Raw genomic sequence first — 18,553 nt, forward strand, 5'->3', positions numbered from 1 at the left:
TAGGGCCATTCAAAGAAGTTTGCTACCCAGTAAAGTGTCTATTGCGTTTAATAAGCACAGACCAATACAGGAGCAATCTTATGCGATTTACACATCATTTAGTAGCCACTTTAACATTGGCTTGTAGCTTTTATAACACCGCTAATGAGCAAACATCCACTGTGCAGCTTTATGAAAACGAAAAACAAATTCAATTCAAAGCAAACAGTGGTGAAACAACGGATGCCGTTGAAGGTCACTTATGGGTACCCGAAAATAGAGCAAATCCGAAAAGCCGTAAAATTAGGATCAACTATGTGCGCTTTCCTGCCACCGGTGAACTATCAAGCCCACCTATCATTTATTTGTCTGGAGGACCCGGTGGTTCAGGTATTGGCACGGCCAAATGGCGACGCTATCCGCTATTTCAAGCACTCAGAGAATTTGGCGATGTGATAGCCCTTGATCAAAGAGGCACAGGCCTCTCTGAGCAGGCAGCACCTTGCGTATCAAACTATAAAATCCCGTTAGATAAACCCAGTAGCTCAGCGCAAATTACCCAAAGCTACCGCGCTGCTGCAAACGAATGTCTTGCGTCATGGAAATCACAAGGTATTGATATTTATGGATATAACACCATTCAGAACGCGCTAGATATAGATGATATACGTAAGCATTTACACGCTGATACAGTAACACTGTGGGGCATTTCATATGGCAGTCACTTAGCCATGGCCGCCATGAAACTGATGCCAAAGCACATTGATAAAGTGATCATGGCCAGTGCGGAAGGGCTGGATCAAACCGTCAAGCTCCCAGCGCAAACAGATCTTTATTTCAAAAAGTTACAAACAGTCATCGATCAACAAGCACTAAAAACGGACATACCGAACTTGCCTGCACTGATCAAACGAGTACATGCAAAATTAGATGAAACGCCCATGCAGCTTGCCATACAAAATAGAGATGGTTCTGTTACCAAGCTGCTTTTTCAAACTCATCACCTGCAAACACTAGCCAGTAAAATGATAGCGGACCCTAATCACTTCTTAGCAATACTACTGCATATTTATCTTGGGTTAGATAATGGCAATACTGAGCTATTAAATGCGGTGCTTCAGCGTGGTATGTTTAACGATGAGCCCATCACGTTTAAACTGATGCCACTGGCAATGGATATTGCATCAGGGATCTCCGCTGAGCGCTTAGCACAAGTCAAGCAACAAGCACCTACCTCACTGCTGGCAGAGCAATTGAACTTCCCTATGCCACACTTGAACATGCTAGATAGGCAACTCGATTTAGGCGATGAATTCAGAACAGAAGTGCAATCCCCTATCCCAACTTTGTTATTTTCTGGGAGCTTAGATGGTCGTACCTATCCAGACTCGCAAGCGCAAGCGGTAAAGGGTCTTAGCAACCTCACCCATATCACAGTCAATCATGCTGGACATAACTTGTATACCAGCTCACCTGAAGTGCTTGCCCGTATGAAAGCCTTTTTAGCTGGTCGCCACACAAGCAAAGCGCCAATAAACCTGCCATTACCTCAGCTCGTGCTGCCAAAAAGATAAGACGAGCTGCCTAAAACACAAAAGGTTAGGGAATAAAGTGGCCCTAACCTTTTTTAATGTTTATCTCAGACGCTCAGTACTGGCGCTAATAACACTCTTCATCTTTCAAGCTGTATGCTTTACCAAGCTTCACTAGCTCAGGAAAGGCAGTCTCTGGCTGGCTTTGCAGCACCTTGATTGGTAGATTGTCTCCTGCGGATAATTTGCTGTATAAAGTTTCGCTGTCCAACACAAACTCACTGCTGTGCTCCCCTTTATACTGATATTTAAAACCGACGAAATAAAAGACCTCTTCTTTCTCTATTTTACGTCCATCGACTTCTTCAATATACGAATTTACTTCTTCCCGCTTATCCGTGATCACAGCACGAAAATCAATACCACAGAGTTCACAGAGCTTTTTGTTGTAGTAATAACGGATGCTCGATAAACCTGATAACTTTACTATAAAAAAGCTAACACACGTAAATACACAGCCCGCAAAAACTGGTAAGAAAACGATACCCTCATCATCAGTCCAGCCTACATAAATTAGCAGTACACCTGAGGCGAAAAACATCAAAATTCCTATAAACAAGAAAACATGCTCAGCGAGTGCTGAGAATAAACATTTGGTTTTAATATTAAGTGGGATCACCTGTTCCGCCATTATTACTTTCTCCTTGTAATTAACTCATCAAAATACTAATGATTTTTCATTACCAAGTCGAATGAATAAAATGAGATGAATAGAAGGTATGTAACACTGACTAGGCAATCATTCTCATAATGGTAGGAGACTAGACTAAACCATTGCTTATCGCTTTTAATACCGCTTGCGTACGATCTTTCACTTCAAGTTTGGCGAGTATATTTGACACATGATTACGTATTGTCCCCTCTGAGTTACTTAACGCATGAGCAATGGACTTATTTGCCATCCCTAACGATAAGCACTTTAATACCTGAAGCTCTTTGGCTGTCAATATCACTTGTGGGGCTATCTGCTTTTGCAGCAAATAATCCGTCAGTGCAGGTTGCAGTACTTTTCCCCCAGCAACCACCAGCTTGATGGCATCAATGAGTTCCTCGAGCTCGATGCTTTTCAGTACATAGCCCTTCGCGCCCAGAGCCATCGCTTCGACCAGCACGTCGCAATCTTCAAAGGTCGTGATAATTAACACTTTCGGAGCAAGACAGGTACGTTTTTGTAAGGCAGTTAAGACCCCTAAGCCATCCAACTCAGGCATGCGCATGTCTAAAAGCACCACATCAAAATCTCTGTGTTCAAGTTGTTGCAAAGCCTCTACGCCATGTTGAGCTTGGCCATCAACCACAATCTCATCACTTAAATTTAAGAGGTTTGCAAGTCCTAGCCGCACAAGCGTCTGGTCTTCAACCAACAAACAGGAAATCAATGTCCACCTCCTTGTTCAAGCGGCAAAGAGATCACACTGATTAAGCGACTGCCTTCTATCAACTGCTCAAAGTGCCCGTGATGTTGCGCCATACGCTCTTTTAACCCAGACAGTCCATTTCCCGCTTTAGGGAGGCTGGACTCAGGCTGATTGTGCCATGCCTTGGCCATTACATAAGGTTTGTTTGATTGACTAACAATGTGAACTTCAAAATGAAACTGATTTGCCTGAGTATGCTTTAGCGTATTGCTGACCATTTCTTGGCAAAAACGTACGATACATAAGGCGTGCTGCTGTGAAATAAGCGTATCCTTTACCTCAACATCTAGACTACATGACAGTGTTGGCGTCAATGCAAATATGCCCTCTAGCGCCTGTTTTAATAAAGGTTTATCACTGCGCTGTGTAGATACTATATCTCGCACTTCAGACAGCGCTTGCTGGCTTAATTGATGGCAAGTATTCACGGTTTCAGCCACGCTCTTTGGCGCGGTGCGTTTTACAAAATCAAGATGAATACTCAAAGCGGTGAGTTTATGACCCAGCGAGTCGTGTAGCTCTCGTGAAATATGTTGACGCGTTTGTTGCGCCGACATGGCCCCCATCACATGCTGTGCCGCCTTAAGCTCTTTATAGTTTTGCCGCGATTGATAATGCATATTTAAGCTCTCAACAATGCGGCGGCTCACAAACCAGTTCATGCTACAAAAAAATAGCCAAACAACAAATGTGATCCAAGGGATATCACCCTGCCACCTATCAGCATGCTCAATGCCATACACACTCATTGCCAAGATGATGGCTGTCATGATTTTCAGCAACGAAAAATGCGGGCTAAATACCGCAGAAAACATCACTAAATGAATAAAAATGAGAGAGGTCGACGTCAATGGGATAAGAGCAAGTATCAATACAAAATACCCAATAGACACGGCAATAACACGCTCATTTGGGTGTTTTAACACATAAAATAGGAGCAATAATATCGACAAACTGATTGGCAGTTGTAACATCAAGGCTATTGGCGAATTAGCAAAATAGGCACAGGCCGAGGTTACACCTAACCACGAGGCGATGGTTGAAAATCGCCAGTCCGTTGTATGTCTTATTTGAGTATCCATTGCCGTTGGGAGGTTGTTATTTTTTGCATCATTATTGCAAATATCACGGGCCAAAAACAGTGACAGATGTCATAGGTAAAATAGACCATTTGTGACTGGTGAGGACAACCCCGTGCACGCTAGCATGTCAACATTCTCAGCATCAAGGAAAGCAAGCATGTCGTCCACACCACGCTTTTATTTTATCGATAACTTACGTTGCATCGCGCTATTACTTGGCGTGCTATTTCATGCAGCTTTGGCCTACAGCCCTTATTTTCACACCATTTGGCTCAGTGCAGATCCCAACAAAGCCTTTATCTTTGATGGCTTAACCCATTGGCTGCACCTATTTCGTATGCCACTCTTTTTTGTCATCGCCGGATTTTGTAGTGCGTTAGTGATTGTCAAAAAGGGCAATACGCCATTTATAAAGCACAGGTTAAAACGGATCTTGCTGCCATTTTTGATCTTTTTACCCCTAGTCATTGCGTCATTTATTCACGTCCTCAGCTGGGGCGCTGAAATCGCCAAGCCTTTACCGCCTATTTATGCCGCCTTTAGCGCTATTACAGAGCCTCAAGTAAGCACTGCGCATCTATGGTTTTTATGGCTATTAATGCAATTTTGCCTCATACATTGGGCTGTATCCCGTGCAATGAGCACCTTCAAAGCAAAGCTTCCCCTAATAACACTGCCTTTGTTTGCTTGGGGCCTAGTGTTGGGCTTAGCGTTAGTCGTCATCGGCTTTGCGGCACTGCTTTGGCAACCCACGCCATTTCCAGCACCGGATAAACTTTCTCCTCAACCTTGGGCACTGGCTTTTTATGGCGCATTCTATGTATTTGGCATCATCCTGTATCATCATAAAAGCGCGTTAACACGCTCTGCTGGCGCAATACTGCCCTTATTATTGGTTGCGATTTTATCGCTCACTGCCTACTTAATTTACTTACCCGATGCCCCCACTCTCGAGCAAGTCATCGCAGCGGCAAAACAAGGCGCATTGACACCAAGCGGCAAACAGCATGCATACATCGTCGCCATTCAAGCAGTGGCCATTGTCAGCTGGACAGCCCTAATACTGTTACTCGGCCATCACTTTTTAAATCACAAAAATCGCATTAGTCGCTATTTATCCGATGCCTCTTATTGGGTGTATTTAGTTCATGTTCCCGTGCTGCTTTACATACAAATGCCGCTCATAAATGTGACACTGCCTGCTGGTATCAAGTTTTTCATCAGTGTGGCGGCCACCATGGGCGTGTCACTGCTGAGCTACCATTTTGTTGTCAGGCGCACAGTGATAGGTAGGTTATTAAATGGAAACAAGCAAAAAGTACTGTGACAAAGTAAAAATAAGGGGTCATGTAGACCCCTTATTTTTCTTATTATGAAGATTGAGCAACCGATTCAGCGGGCGCTTGAGCTGCGGCTTTCTCACCTAAAATACGGTGTGTAATCGTACCTGCGGTCATCGACCCCGATACATTAAGCGCTGTACGAGCCATATCAATCAGCGGCTCAATAGAAATAAGCAACGCTGCGATAGTCACAGGCAAACCCATTGCAGGTAGCACAATCAGTGCCGCAAATGTTGCACCACCGCCCACGCCAGCAATGCCAAATGAGCTAATTGCGACAATGGCCACAAGCGATAAAATAAACGAAATATCCATTGGATTGATACCCACACTTGGTGCAACCATCACTGCCAGCATCGCAGGATAGATACCCGCACAGCCATTTTGACCAATCGTCGCGCCAAATGATGCTGATAAGTTCGCAATCGCTGGCGGCACGTTAAGCTTATTAATTTGTGTATCCACGTTCAGAGGAATGGTTGCTGCACTGCTGCGAGACGTAAATGCAAACGTCAGCACCGGCCAGATTTTTTGGAAAAACTGCTTAGGGCTCACGCCAAATAAGCCAACCAATAAGCCGTGTACTACAAACATTAAGAAAATAGCCACATAAGAAGCGACGATAAAGCCCAGTAAATTCGTGATATCAGCCAAGCTTGATGTTGCCACCACTTTGGCCATCAAGGCCGCAACACCATATGGTGTCAATGAAATCACCATCTTCACCAAACGCATCACAACGGCTTGTAGCGTCTCTACAAATGTGCGAATTGGCGCTTCTAGCTCTTCACGCTCACTCATTACTTTGCGTGCTGCAATGCCCACCAAAATACCAAAAATCACCACTGCGATAATGGATGTTGAACGCTCCCACGCTAAGTCTTGGAAAATATTTGTCGGGATAAAGCTCAGTAACATTTGCGGAATAGACAAGTCACTGACTGTTTCACTGCGGGACTCAAGCACCGCAATGCGAGATGTTTCGCGTGCGCCCTCGGTTAAGCCTTCAGCACTGAGGCCAAATAATTGCGTAATAAAAATACCGATAAGCGCGGCTATCATGGTGGTGATCACCAGCACTGAAATCGTAATGCCACTGATTTTGCCAAGTGCCCCTGACTTATCTAGTCGCACGACCGCAGCCACCATAGACACTAAAACCAGTGGCATGATGATCATTTTGAGTAATGCGACATAGCCGCTACCGACCACATTCGTCCAATTTAAGGTTTCTGTGATGGCTTGATGCCCTTCCCCCAAGAAAAACTGTAAGGCGAAGCCAAATACACTACCTAATGACAGGCCGATTAAAACGAGGCGAGAAAGCGTAGCCCCTTTTTTCTGGGTTTGAAATAAAACAATGAGGATTGCAGCAAAAACAGCAAGACTCACCATGGCGATGAAGGACATATCGTTACCTTTGAATGATTCGTACGAGAGAAAATCTAAAAAGAAGATAAATCGGAATTTTTATCTAGCGCGCACAGTAATAAATTATTGCGATACTGAAAAGAATGATTCGGAATGATATATATTTTCAAGTTATGGATATGGTGATTTATTGACTGGCTTTGCTCTTTACTGTTCAAAAATCAATACAAACCTGCTCATATCCTAGCCTCAGTGCAGTTTTACATGTAAAAGGCCACGAGTTAGTCGCCATCTATCTCTGCTTGCAGAGCCTCTAACTGCGCCAAAATCGCCAAAAACTTTTCACCAAAGGCCGTTACTTGATACTCCACTCGTGGCGGTAATTCATTAAAAACCTGTTTCTCTAAAATGCCAAACTCAACATTACGCTTTAAACATTGATTAAGTACCTTGGTGGATAAGCCCTCAACTTGACGCACCATTTCACCCGGTCGATTTACCCCAGCATGCAATAACTGATATACAGTCAACGACCATTTACAGCCGTAGATAGTCTCGACCATGCGCGCACTGGATTGCGGTGCCAATTTTCTTGAAAATTTTTTTTCTTGTGATGTCATAAAGATGTACCAAAAAGTACCTAGCTAACCAATTTGTACTTACTATTCAGAGGCTTTTATTAAATTTAATCTTATCACGACTTTTTAAAACAAGAGACGTGATTATGACTTTTTCAAATACAGGCACAGCCCTCATCATTGGTGGTTCAAGCGGCATGGGGTACGCTACCGCCAAACAACTATTACAAACCGGAATTGCAGTCGAGATTGTGGCCAACAACCAACACAAGTTGGATTCAGCAATCAGTGCATTGAGCGAACTAGGCACTGTGACTGGCAAACAAATCAACCTATATGACACTCGGTCAGTGATGGCTTTCGCAGAGGAAGTCGCGAGTTCTTCAACACACTATCGCTACCTAGTTAACGCCGCAGGATACTTCTCTCCCACCCCGTTTGTTGAACATACCCTTGCAGACTATGACAAGTACCATGATTTGAATAAGGCGACCTTTTTACTCACCCAAGCTGTGGTAAAAAATATGCAACGCTTTGATGGCGGGAACATTGTCAATATTGGCTCGATGTGGGCCAAGCAAGCCATCAAGGCAACTCCCTCTAGTGCGTATTCAATGGCCAAAGCTGGGCTGCATGCGTTTACCCAGCATCTCGCAATGGAATTGGCGGATAACAACATTCGCGTCAATGCTGTCGCCCCTGCGGTGGTGCAAACCCCCATTTACGGCGCATTCATACCGCCCGCAGAGATTAAACAGGCGCTTGCCTCATTTAACGACTTTCATCCCATTGGCCGAATTGGTGAACCCGTTGATGTCGCAAACAGTATCTTATTTTTATTATCTGATGAATCAAGCTGGATAACGGGCACCATTATGGACGTCGATGGCGGCGTTATGGCGGGTAGAAACTAAAATATAACAACAAGGCGTTGGCTCAAAAGGGTAACTCTATGCTAAACATGAATTTTGCACAGCAGCTTGTGATAAATACCGCCACTCAACCTTGGCTTGCCAGCCCCGCCAAAGGGGTTTGGCGAAAGCCATTGGAGCGCGAAGACAAAGAATCAGGACATACCACCAGCATCGTTAAATACGAAGCAGGCTCTGCGTTTAAACCTCATCCGCACCCGCTTGGTGAAGAAATATTTGTACTTGAAGGCGTCTTCTCTGATGAACATGGTGACTACCCTGCAGGCACATACCTACGCAATCCGCCAAATAGTGTGCATGCGCCATTTAGCAAACATGGCTGTGTGATTTTTGTCAAACTCAACCAGTTTGCTCCCCAAGACTCAAAAACCGTCAGAGTAAACACCCATGAAACACCTTGGCAGCAAGGGCAAGGTCATTTACAAGTGATGCCACTGCACAGCTTTGAGCAGCAACATACAGCACTGGTAAAATGGCCTGCCAATGAGCGATTTATCCCACACACGCACTTTGGTGGAGAGGAGATCTTGGTCCTTGAGGGTGAATTTATCGATGAGCGAGGTCAGTACCCTCAAGGCACTTGGCTACGGAGCCCGCACTTGAGCCAACATACCCCCTATGTCGTGCAACCTACCTTAATCTTGGTCAAAGTGGGACATCTTGCTATTGAATAAAGCGTGGTGTTTTGACGTTGTTGTCTCTAGCCTTACTTGGGTATAATCCACGGCATCGCACCCTATGTAGAAGTAAAACCGGAGCCCTGATGAAAAAACTCTCTAAAGTGCAAGAAAAACAACAAGCACTCGTACTTGATGTGGCAGATAGACTCGAAGCACAAGCGCGTGAAGAAATACCAGGTATGCTGCAATGTTGGTTTGATATGGAGTTTCATCTATTCCCGAGCTCTTTATTGCTGTGCTTTCAGTTCGAAAATGAACAAGCATTAGAAGCTGCAAAACCAGATCTACTCAAATGGCAGAAGCGCCTGAGTGCCGCCATGGTGAAAAAAGGGGTGATCTTAAAAGATATGCGCAAACACTTGGTGTTTACTATGAATGGACCTGAAGATTAAAGCCTCGTTTATTCAACCGTTCAAGCGGCCGTGAATATGACATTGCCGCCCCTCCTTCATCCCTCCTAAAGAACAGCTAATGTGGTTGAGTGCAGCCGCAGCATTGACACAAAATTTGGCAATAAATTTATAGCCAAATTTATTGACAATGGATTTATTGTCAACATACTTAGCTATAGAATTATTGTCAAAGGAGATTCCAATGGCTGGGCAAGTGGCATTTGGAAAGCACTACTTTCCAAGAGAAAAAGATGAAAATAAAATATGGCGCCGTTTGAACCGTGGCAGCCACCTACTGTTACTTGCCCCTAGGCGTGTTGGAAAAACATCACTGCTTAGGCATTTGGAATCTCAACCTAAAGATGGCTATGTATTTTTATATAACATAGTGCAATCATGCTCTTCAGTTCATGAATATTACAAGTGTATTATTGATAACTTATTTAGATCAGAGTTTACCAACAAACTCAGCAAACTCAGTCAGTGGAGTACTGAAAAACTAAACGATCTAAAGGGAAGTATCAAAGGACTCAACATCAGTGAAGCTGGTATCGAGTTTGACAACCAAGAACAATCTCTAACACACCATGACCTCAAAGCAGTACTTGAGAAAATCAAAATCAACCAAAAGCTCATCATAGTGATTGATGAATTCCCTGACGTATTGGAAAAAATACATGATCAACATGGCCATGCTGCAGCTGAACAATTTCTGGCTGGCTGCCGGGAACTTTGGCAAGAGCCAAATTTAGATCGAAATATACAATTTATTTTCACCGGCTCTATTGGGCTAGATTCGCTTGTAAATAAATTAAACTTGTCTGATTTAATCAATGTATTGATGACCGTCACAGTAACCCCTTTAACTACCGAAAAAGCACTGGCGTTTATCGGCTTTGTCTCCAGTAAAGGGCAAGAAAACCTAATTTTGACCAATGAGATAAAGCGCTACTTGCTAGAAAAAGTTGGGTGGTACATGCCCTATTATATCGAGACCTTGGTATTAAGTGTCGAAGATCATTGCTGTGAAAATGACATTACAAGCCCATCACAGCAAGACATTGATATGGCCTATGAGCAGCTATTCACACAAAACTACCTGTCAAACTTCAATCATTGGGCTGAACGACTTCATAGATTAGAAAAAAGCGAGCAAAGATTTGCATATGAATCGCTTAATCATATTGCTGAACATGGTGAAATCACCTTATCTGACTTACACAATAACAAGGCATCACCAACCAATACTGACGTTAATACCGGTTACGTCATCGAATGCCTAAAGCATGATGGCTACATTTTCGAAAATGGCGACGATGCATTTGAATTTACATCCCCTATGTTAAAAGAGTGGTGGAGGCGCCATGCAGCTAGATAACTACAAAGAGGGTATTAAGCTTTATAATGCCCAAAATACCTCAGCCCATATGGTAAAAAGCAACTTTGTTATCCGGATAAGGCAATATAAGAAGCTGTGGCAATCAATTAAAAATGCCGATATGACACACCCTGAGCAACACTATATTATACAAGGCGTCAGAGGCTCAGGAAAAACCACTATGTTGCGCCGGTTGGCAATTGAGGTCGAAGAAGATCAACAACTCTCCTCTTGGCTCATACCAATCACGTTCAAAGAAGAGGAATATGGGATTAGCTCACTCTTTACATTTTGGGAGCGGATAGCCGAAGAGTTAGCCGAGTTTAACAGCGCCCTGTTTGGTACCTTGTTCGAGAAAGTGGATGATCTAGAGGATAACGAAATAAAACAGCTGATTGCTGTCATCGATCAAACACTCATCACACACAATAAAAAGATTATCTTATTTATTGATAATATTGCCGAATTATTTGAACAGTTTTCGCAACACGAAGGAGAGATACTGCGAGAGGTCCTCACCACCAATAACAACGTCCGCATTTTTGGTGGCTCAGCCGTAAGACTCGAAGCCTTTTTTGACAATACGGCCCCTTTTTATCAATTTTTTACTGTAGAAACCCTAACCGGTTTGAAAAAAAATGAAACGATTGCACTACTCAATAAACTCAGTGAACATGCCGGTGAAAAAGAACAACAAACACTCAAACTACTGTTAAAAAATGAGCCTGAAAAAGTCGAGTCTATCCGCCGCTTAACTGGGGGTATTCCGCGCACCATGGTTATTTTATTTAATATACTGGTAGAGGGCGCAAAGGGCAGCACATTTAGGCTTTTAGAAGAAACCATTGATAAAACAACCCCCCTCTACAAACATCGCATGGACGATTTAACCGCTCAGCAAAAGCCAATCGTCAATGCCATTGCCCTTAATTGGGATGCGATCTCTGTCAAAGAACTCACCGAAAAGACAAGACTCCCCAGCAAACAAATTTCCGCACAGCTCAGGCAACTTGAAAAGCAGTGGATCATCGAAAAAACCACAACCCACACCAAAAACCACTTATATGCTTTAAAAGAACGCTTTTTCAATATTTGGTACTTGATGCGCTATGGGCGTCGTAAAGACAGAAAAAAGGTCATCTGGCTCACTCAATTTATGGAAATATGGTGCTCTGGAGAGGATTTACTAAAAAGAGCCAATGTATTTGCTCAGCAACTTAACCGAGAATGTCACCCGCACGCAGCAGTTATGATTGCCAACGCTTTTGTTTGCAGTGAGCAGCTTCCATTTGACGAAAAAACAAAAATTTCCTCTGCCATCTCTCAATTTTTAGATAAATCAGGGAATGGTAACCTGCAAAAAGAACTGCTCCCGATTGAAAACAGTGCCGTACAACAGGACCAAGAGCTAGTTAAACTACTCAAATTGTTTCGTGAGCATGGAGATAAAACCCCCACGAAAGAGACGCAGGAACTAGAACAGAAACTATTAGAGAGCAGCAATACTCTCATGCTAGGCTGTTTTTATTATATATTAGAGCAATTTGAAAAGGCTGAGCGCTATTTAAAGCAACTTGATGATGCTAGTGCGCGTTTCATGTTGCTGGTCATTTACTCTATACAAGAACAAACAGACCAAGTAATTGAGTTGGCATATAAATGTATTCAGGAAGGTTATTTTGAAGCCGCATTACTATTAGCCTTTGCCTATGAAAACCAACGCGACTTCTCAGAGGCTGAAAAGCACTACCTCTTGGCAATTGAAAAAGAGGTTAAAAGCAGTCAAAGCAAACTAGCCAACTTTTATTATAAGAGAAATAAAATGGAACTTGCTGAAAAATATGCGCTGCTTGCATATCATGCGGATGAGGATGAAGCATTATTTAAACTACTTGCCATCTACCAAAAACAAAGCAAATATGATGAGGCTGAAACACTGGCATTAACAGAGATCAGCAAAGGTAATACCGATGAACGTCTCTATATTTCACTTGTTTTTTCTTGTATATATCAAGGTAAATTAGACGCCGCTGAATCCTACTTACAAACAGAGCAATTATCACAATACAACTTCCTTGCCGCACATTTTTACCTCGCTAAAAATGAACTGGAACAAGCCAAAACACATGCATTGAACTCGTATCAGCAAGATAACTTTTCACCAGCACATAAGCTATTAGCCCTTATTTACACTCAAGAAGCCAAGTATGAGCTTGCTGAAAAGCACCTACTAGAAGTCGCTTCCGAAGACATTTATGCTCAATTAGAGCTAGCAAAACTTTACGTTAAACAGCCACAGCTCAAACCGAAGGAGCATGCCCTTTCCTTAATTGAACAAATTGAAGAGATACCGCAAGCAAGTACACCCCTTGTTATTCAAATTTTATTGTGGAATAACCAATTTGACCAAGCTGCTAAAAAAATGATTCAAACCTTAAGCATCTATACTCAACAAATTGATGATTATGAGGAAGAGTTGATCCAACTGTTTACGTTCTTTTTAGCAAAAGGCCAAACTAATTTAGTTTGTCGTTGGTTCAAAGAGTATGACTTATCAGAGCGTTTTAAACCTCTTTATTACGCTTTGATGTCACTCATGGAAAGTACCTACCCAAATGAGCTTTTGCGCATGGGAAGTGAATTAAAAGAAACCGTCGACGAAGTATTACAACACATAGAGTCTCTAACACAAAAGTATAAATAATCAAGCAGGGCCTTGATTGGCCCTTTACTTTTCATCATCGAGGTATGGATTAAATGACGAAAAGCCAATGATAAAGCTAAATTTCTAGACTACTTGTTTTTGAAAAGTTCTGCCTCTAATATTTATGGCGTTTTGATTTTAAGCTAAAAGATATGCGTAAACACTTGGTGTTTACTATGAATGGACCTGAAGATTAAAGCCACCCATGTTTGCTTTAAAAAGAGGGTAAACACTGCTTAACTCAGTCAGTTTTACTCATATTGCCGCTTTAAACACTTAAAACGGCAATATGGGTCAAATAAGGACGTTCGGCTTGGTTATGCCTCAATCCTTGTATTTCGCTCGATCCGCAGCAGTGCCAAGATCATGGTAAAGTTCATAAACATGCCAAATGTCACACCGATGGCTATCAACTGTGGGCCTACTGCGTCAAACACACTGACCAACTTTTGATCTTGTTGCTTCTCTGCCTGCTTTTGCGCTTCTAGATTGGCGGTATACCTTTTAACAAACCACTTAACGGCATCCATCCACTCCACTTTACGCATATTTTTGTCTTTTAGTTGCTCCAAAGACGTCGCATCCTCAGAGAGATCTTTGGTAAAGGCCACGATGTCTTTCCAAAAAGCATGCTCTTGCGTATTTTTATCCAGCTTGGTAAATGTGCTTTTCAATCGCGTTCGTTGACCAGAGCCTTTCAAAGACTGCTGTCCAAGCTCTTTTGCATACGCATTAATATTGATTTCAAATTGTTTAAAGTATTCATCAATGATTTTAGCTTCTGCCGCCAATTTTTTTTGCTCTTCGATAGAGGCATTTATCGCACTTTCGTAACTGCCACCCTCTTCGTCCACAGCATACTTCTGCTCTTCTTGCTGTTTTAAATAATCAGCTAAGTAGTGGTACGTCGTTTCTTGATTTTCAACATCTGGCCCAACGAGCGCATCCATAATATTTACACTGGCCCCCGTTGTGAACAAAATCGCCGCAATAATCGACACTGTCGCCCAGAAAAAACTAATGTAAGCAACAATCTTGAAGTATTGCCTTTGCCAAAGGTTAGGTTTCTTTTTCTTAGAAACTGATTGAGTACCGCCCGACGCAGGTTTGCTACTGCCACCAGAGCTTGCTTTATTCGCTTTATTTTTAAGCACACTGGTCGCACTTTTACATGCATCTGAAGCACTTGATAAAGATTTTTTAACTGTGTTAGAAAATCCACCTAAATTTAAATTGCTGGATGGTTTTTCCGGTTGAATTGCGCTATCACCACCTTTTAAATATACAATGAGCCCAATTGATTGCAGCTTGTCTAGCTGTATATCTGCTTCTTGTTTGGTGAGGTTTTTAACTAACGCAAACGCTTGTCCACTAAATAGCTTATCGCACGATTGTGGCGATAAACCCATTAATTTGCATAGTTCACTTTTAGCATTATCAATATTGATATTTGGCTGGGTTTGTCCTTTAAATACGATTCTATATGAGGCGTCCATTTAAAGTAATTCCTTTCCTAGAATTAATTTCAAGCGTTAATTTAACAAAACACTGTTAACTTTCAAAGAAATTAAAAGCCATAAAAAGCCTCAAAAACTAAATATTAAATTTTTAATATACAAAAACCACCACACTGGTAAAAATAAAAAACCATATAAAACCACAAATATTTAACTTCACATTAAAAAACCATAAAGACCAAAAATTAATAAATAAAATTAAAAACTCAAAAGATAAAACCCTAGATTTATCACACCTTAAAACCTTCAAGAAAAACCAAACAATGCCCCCTGTATTAAAACCGTACAACACATTCCGCTTTCCTAACTATTACAAGGTCTTTTTCATTTATATTGACCCACCAAGATAGTAGTAAACCCTAATAACCCTGTAGATACTCGGTTTTATAATGCTGTACATGATCATATATTTGCGCCCTATCGTATCTTCAATACATTCAAATTTTTAGCGTTCATGCTAAATAGTTAACGCCTGTTTGCCCCACATACACTGTACGGGTGAATTTATTAAGGAATGGAAAATGAAAAAAACATTTTTAGCCCTGTCTTTTGCAGCACTCTCAACTCACGCGCACGCCGAGCATCAAATTGGCGAGGTTGCGCACAGTAAAATTATCAATAACCAAGGCAAGCAAGTCGGTACTGCACAGTACACACAGGGCAACGAGGGTGTCGTGATTGAAATCATTGCCAATGACCTACCTGCTGGCAAACATGGCATGCACTTTCACGAAGTCGGCACTTGTGTTGACAAGCATCACTTTAAAAAAGCCAAAGGCCATATCATGCCATCAGGCAAACCACATGGTTATTACCATCCGAAAGGCCCCCATGAAGGTAACTTACCAAACCTGATTGTCCGCAAGGATGGTTCAGTGCACGTTGAACTGTATACCGAGTTGGTATCTGTCAGTGGCCGAGGCAACAAACCAGCGCTGCTTGATGAAGATGGCTCTGTATTGATGATCCACGCGAATCAAGACGACCACTTAACACAGCCGATTGGCGGCTCTGGTAGCAGAATAGGATGCGGACTTGTGCTTCCTGGTAAATAACAAAACACATGCCCAAGCACATTGAGAGCTTGGGCTTTGCAAGATGATATAACGCTGAGGTAATTCATTCTAAACCTTACTGTTTGCGTTTATATCTATTTAAATAAGCGATCAATTCTCCTGCTCGATTGCAATACGCAGTAACTCTTTATTTTGCATATGCTGTTCTAGCAAATCAGAAAACTGGGCATCATTGTGTAATGGCGCAAGCAAATGATCATGCTCAAGCGTCCACCACTGCTGATTAAACGAGTCCATCCAGCCCAGCTTAAGTGCAGTATTTAAGTATGCCAAAGCCTGTGAGGTATGCCCTAGCTGAGCATGCACCTGCGCCAATACCAGCTGCGCTTGAGCTCGGTCGAGTATATCGCCTTGCAAAATAAATGTCTTTACCGCATGTAAAAGTTGCTCTGCACTTTCGACATCATGTAATTGCTTTAAGGCCGCCGCGTATAAAGTCACCGCTTGATAATTATCAGCCGTCACCGAAAAAGACTCACCCACGCGTTGGTTTTGCCACTGGGGGTACAGTTGCAAGAGCGTATTTTGAGCTGCCTTAAATTGCGCTGCACGAAACTGAGCGTGTGCCAACTCAAACCGTGCCTGTGCGTTGTAGGGCAGCTTAAACACCCTTGCTTGGATCAATGCAAATATTTGCGCGTCTTGCTGCTGCGAGCCAAGCTCAAAAAGCGTGAGTGAATGCCTAAAGTGGCCATGTAATGGCTGCATTTTGTTTAACAGTGCTTGGGCTGCCTGCGTAGCGCCGACACTCAAATAGGCCAATACTTGCTGTTCACACACCTCGATACTACTACAGCTCTCAAATAACTCAGGTGTCTGTTGCTGCCACGCCAACATGGCTAAAATAGAGTCTTTGCTATGTCGATGCACTTTGGCAAAATCCAGCCACCGCGTCTTTGTATCCGTTTGTTGCAAAAGTGCTTGCTGATACTTGCGCTGTGCCAAGTCCGACTTATTCATTGCCTTTAATAAAAAGCTCAGTTCACGCTTTAATGAGGCCGACAATGGGTTGAGTACGATGGCCTGCTCTAAATGCGCTACAGCCTCTAGTTGCTTACCAAGACGAGCCAATAAGGTGGCGTACCAAAGGTGTGTCATGGCGCTGTTTTCAATCTCAAGGGCTCGCACCAAGGCCGCTTCAGCCTGTCGGTAAAGCGCAAAATCCCCCGTTGCTTTGGCCTTGTCTGACAAAATCATGCCATACGCGGCCTGCCCCATGGCCGAATCAGGGGCCAGTTGCAGCGCATGTGCAATATGGGGCATCGCCGCCTCAATGGCTTTAAGCTCAGGCATGCTGCCATAGGTATGGGACAATGCATAACTCACAGCCAAACCAATATGGGCATCGACATAATCCGGTTCACGTTCCAGACTGTGTTTAAAGTAACCCACTGCCTGTTGCAGCGCATCGGGGCTGCGTTGACGCCAATGGTATTGCCCCATCAGATACCATTCGTAGGCTTGCGCATCGAGCGTTTTTATAATGGGTTTAGAGGAGATTGAATCAGGATAAATCACACCAAGTAAATAAGTACTCACTTCATCTTGCAGTTTAAAACTGTTTTTGCTGTTTTCATCAAAGGTTTTTGACCACAGCAGTTGGCCTGTTTGCGTATCGATTACACGTACTTGTACCCGTATTTGCTCTGCCATTTTTTGTATATTGCCCGTCAAAACAGCGTCAACTTGCAGCGCCTTGCCAACCTCTGTGGCGCTATCACTGCTTTGATAAGCAAATGAAGAGTCGCGGGAGATCACTTTAAGCGATTTAATCTGCGCTAACTGATGAATAATGCCATCCGACAAACCTGTTGCAAAATAGCGGCTATCTTGCATCGGACTTAAATCTTCAAATGGTAAAACTGCGATTGAATTCACATTAACCTGCGCGGTGCTAGCTTGGTCACTTGGCAGTCGTCCTAACCAAACCACCAAAACAATAAGTAACAGCACACACATTGCACCATACTTGATATACCCAAATTGCGCAGTCTTCTCGTTTGGCTGCGCAATAACGTCAACGGGCACTATCAGGACATAGCCTTCATTGGGGATGGTTTTGATAAACTTGGGATTACGCGCATCATCATTGAGGGCTTTGCGGATCTTACTCATGGTGACAGACAAAATATCCGCAGACACCACTTTACCCGCCCAAACCTGCTCAAAAATAGATGCTTTATCAACGGTTTGACCTGCGTGTTTAATTAACAACAGCAGGAATTGCATGCTCTTGTTATCAAGTACACATGTGTGCGACTCGCTTTTTATGCGATTGGTTTTCGGGCATATCTGCCATGGGCCAAGCTGATAGGCATGCACTAATAAAGGCGTATCATATTCTGTATTGGGCACATATTCTGAGCGGCGGTTGTCCATTTAGAGACCTATTTTTATTATTCTTTTACACGTGCGTTAATCACGTTGAGTCAATATGGTGATACAGGCATTGTGCTACGCAAAAATCAGCATATCAATAACCCCTAACGATGTATTTTCTCATTCTCCAAA

Annotated in this window: 15 protein-coding genes; 8 read left to right on the forward strand and 7 right to left on the reverse strand. The window is 42.8% G+C overall.

The genetic code is table 11. The annotated features are described in order from the left end of the window. The first annotated feature begins 80 nt into the window (after positions 1 to 80). A complete protein-coding gene (locus N477_RS21020; protein ID WP_063362563.1) occupies positions 81 to 1,553 on the forward strand; it encodes an alpha/beta fold hydrolase in 1,473 nt (490 codons plus the stop codon). Positions 1,554 to 1,638: 85 nt separating this feature from the next. Here the strand turns inward: N477_RS21020 and N477_RS21025 are convergent, their stop codons facing one another. The 3 genes from N477_RS21025 to N477_RS21035 all read right to left on the reverse strand — a co-directional run bounded on the left by N477_RS21025 (position 1,639) and on the right by N477_RS21035 (position 4,071). Continuing rightward, positions 1,639 to 2,202 carry a hypothetical protein gene (locus N477_RS21025; protein ID WP_063362562.1) on the reverse strand — a complete coding sequence of 188 codons (564 nt, stop codon included), beginning with the start codon at positions 2,200 to 2,202 and terminating at the stop codon, positions 1,639 to 1,641. 130 nt (positions 2,203 to 2,332) lie between these two features. Then, positions 2,333 to 2,950 (reverse strand): response regulator, encoded by a 618-nt coding sequence (locus N477_RS21030; protein WP_063362561.1) that lies wholly within the window; start codon positions 2,948 to 2,950, stop codon positions 2,333 to 2,335. Then, entirely contained in the window at positions 2,947 to 4,071 is a 1,125-nt protein-coding gene (locus N477_RS21035; protein WP_063362560.1) for a sensor histidine kinase, read from the reverse strand. Before N477_RS21035 ends, N477_RS21030 begins: the two co-directional genes overlap by 4 nt. Positions 4,072 to 4,228: 157 nt before the next feature. On the opposite strand from N477_RS21035, the gene N477_RS21040 reads away from it, so the two are divergent. Beyond that, a complete protein-coding gene (locus N477_RS21040) occupies positions 4,229 to 5,398 on the forward strand; it encodes an acyltransferase family protein (RefSeq protein ID WP_063362559.1) in 1,170 nt (389 codons plus the stop codon). Positions 5,399 to 5,441: 43 nt separating this feature from the next. On the opposite strand, the gene N477_RS21045 is transcribed toward N477_RS21040, so the two are convergent. Both N477_RS21045 and N477_RS21050 read right to left on the reverse strand, forming a co-directional pair. Continuing rightward, a complete protein-coding gene (locus N477_RS21045) occupies positions 5,442 to 6,824 on the reverse strand; it encodes an L-cystine transporter (RefSeq protein WP_063362558.1) in 1,383 nt (460 codons plus the stop codon). Positions 6,825 to 7,066: 242 nt separating this feature from the next. Next, positions 7,067 to 7,405: a winged helix-turn-helix transcriptional regulator gene (locus N477_RS21050; RefSeq protein ID WP_063362557.1), complete on the reverse strand. Its 339-nt coding sequence runs from the start codon at positions 7,403 to 7,405 to the stop codon at positions 7,067 to 7,069. Between the two features lie 104 nt (positions 7,406 to 7,509). Here N477_RS21050 and N477_RS21055 point away from each other — a divergent pair, with 104 nt between their 5' ends. From N477_RS21055 to N477_RS21075, 5 genes are all read left to right on the forward strand, one after another. After that, complete coding sequence (locus N477_RS21055) at positions 7,510 to 8,277, forward strand: SDR family NAD(P)-dependent oxidoreductase (RefSeq protein ID WP_063362556.1); 768 nt, start codon at positions 7,510 to 7,512, stop codon at positions 8,275 to 8,277. Between the two features lie 38 nt (positions 8,278 to 8,315). After that, positions 8,316 to 8,969, forward strand: coding sequence for a cupin domain-containing protein (locus N477_RS21060; protein ID WP_063362555.1), 654 nt, complete (start codon positions 8,316 to 8,318; stop codon positions 8,967 to 8,969). Positions 8,970 to 9,058: 89 nt separating this feature from the next. Then, the gene (locus tag N477_RS21065; protein WP_046356341.1) at positions 9,059 to 9,367 is read left to right on the forward strand and encodes a hypothetical protein; all 309 of its coding nucleotides are present in this window, start codon (positions 9,059 to 9,061) and stop codon (positions 9,365 to 9,367) included. Between the two features lie 202 nt (positions 9,368 to 9,569). Further along, entirely contained in the window at positions 9,570 to 10,745 is a 1,176-nt protein-coding gene (locus N477_RS21070; protein WP_063362554.1) for an AAA family ATPase, read from the forward strand. Next, positions 10,732 to 13,449, forward strand: coding sequence for a tetratricopeptide repeat protein (locus N477_RS21075; RefSeq protein WP_063362553.1), 2,718 nt, complete (start codon positions 10,732 to 10,734; stop codon positions 13,447 to 13,449). The genes N477_RS21070 and N477_RS21075 overlap by 14 nt, the downstream gene beginning before the upstream one ends. A gap of 317 nt (positions 13,450 to 13,766) precedes the next feature. On the opposite strand, the gene N477_RS21080 is transcribed toward N477_RS21075, so the two are convergent. Further along, positions 13,767 to 14,945: a hypothetical protein gene (locus N477_RS21080; protein ID WP_063362552.1), complete on the reverse strand. Its 1,179-nt coding sequence runs from the start codon at positions 14,943 to 14,945 to the stop codon at positions 13,767 to 13,769. A gap of 542 nt (positions 14,946 to 15,487) precedes the next feature. On the opposite strand from N477_RS21080, the gene N477_RS21090 reads away from it, so the two are divergent. After that, entirely contained in the window at positions 15,488 to 16,021 is a 534-nt protein-coding gene (locus tag N477_RS21090; RefSeq protein WP_063362550.1) for a superoxide dismutase family protein, read from the forward strand. 111 nt (positions 16,022 to 16,132) lie between these two features. Here the strand turns inward: N477_RS21090 and N477_RS21095 are convergent, their stop codons facing one another. Next, positions 16,133 to 18,421: a FlgO family outer membrane protein gene (locus tag N477_RS21095; RefSeq protein ID WP_063362549.1), complete on the reverse strand. Its 2,289-nt coding sequence runs from the start codon at positions 18,419 to 18,421 to the stop codon at positions 16,133 to 16,135. Between the last annotated feature and the right edge of the window lie 132 nt (positions 18,422 to 18,553).

Source organism: Pseudoalteromonas luteoviolacea H33-S, from assembly GCF_001625695.1.
GTDB lineage: Bacteria > Pseudomonadota > Gammaproteobacteria > Enterobacterales > Alteromonadaceae > Pseudoalteromonas > Pseudoalteromonas luteoviolacea_B.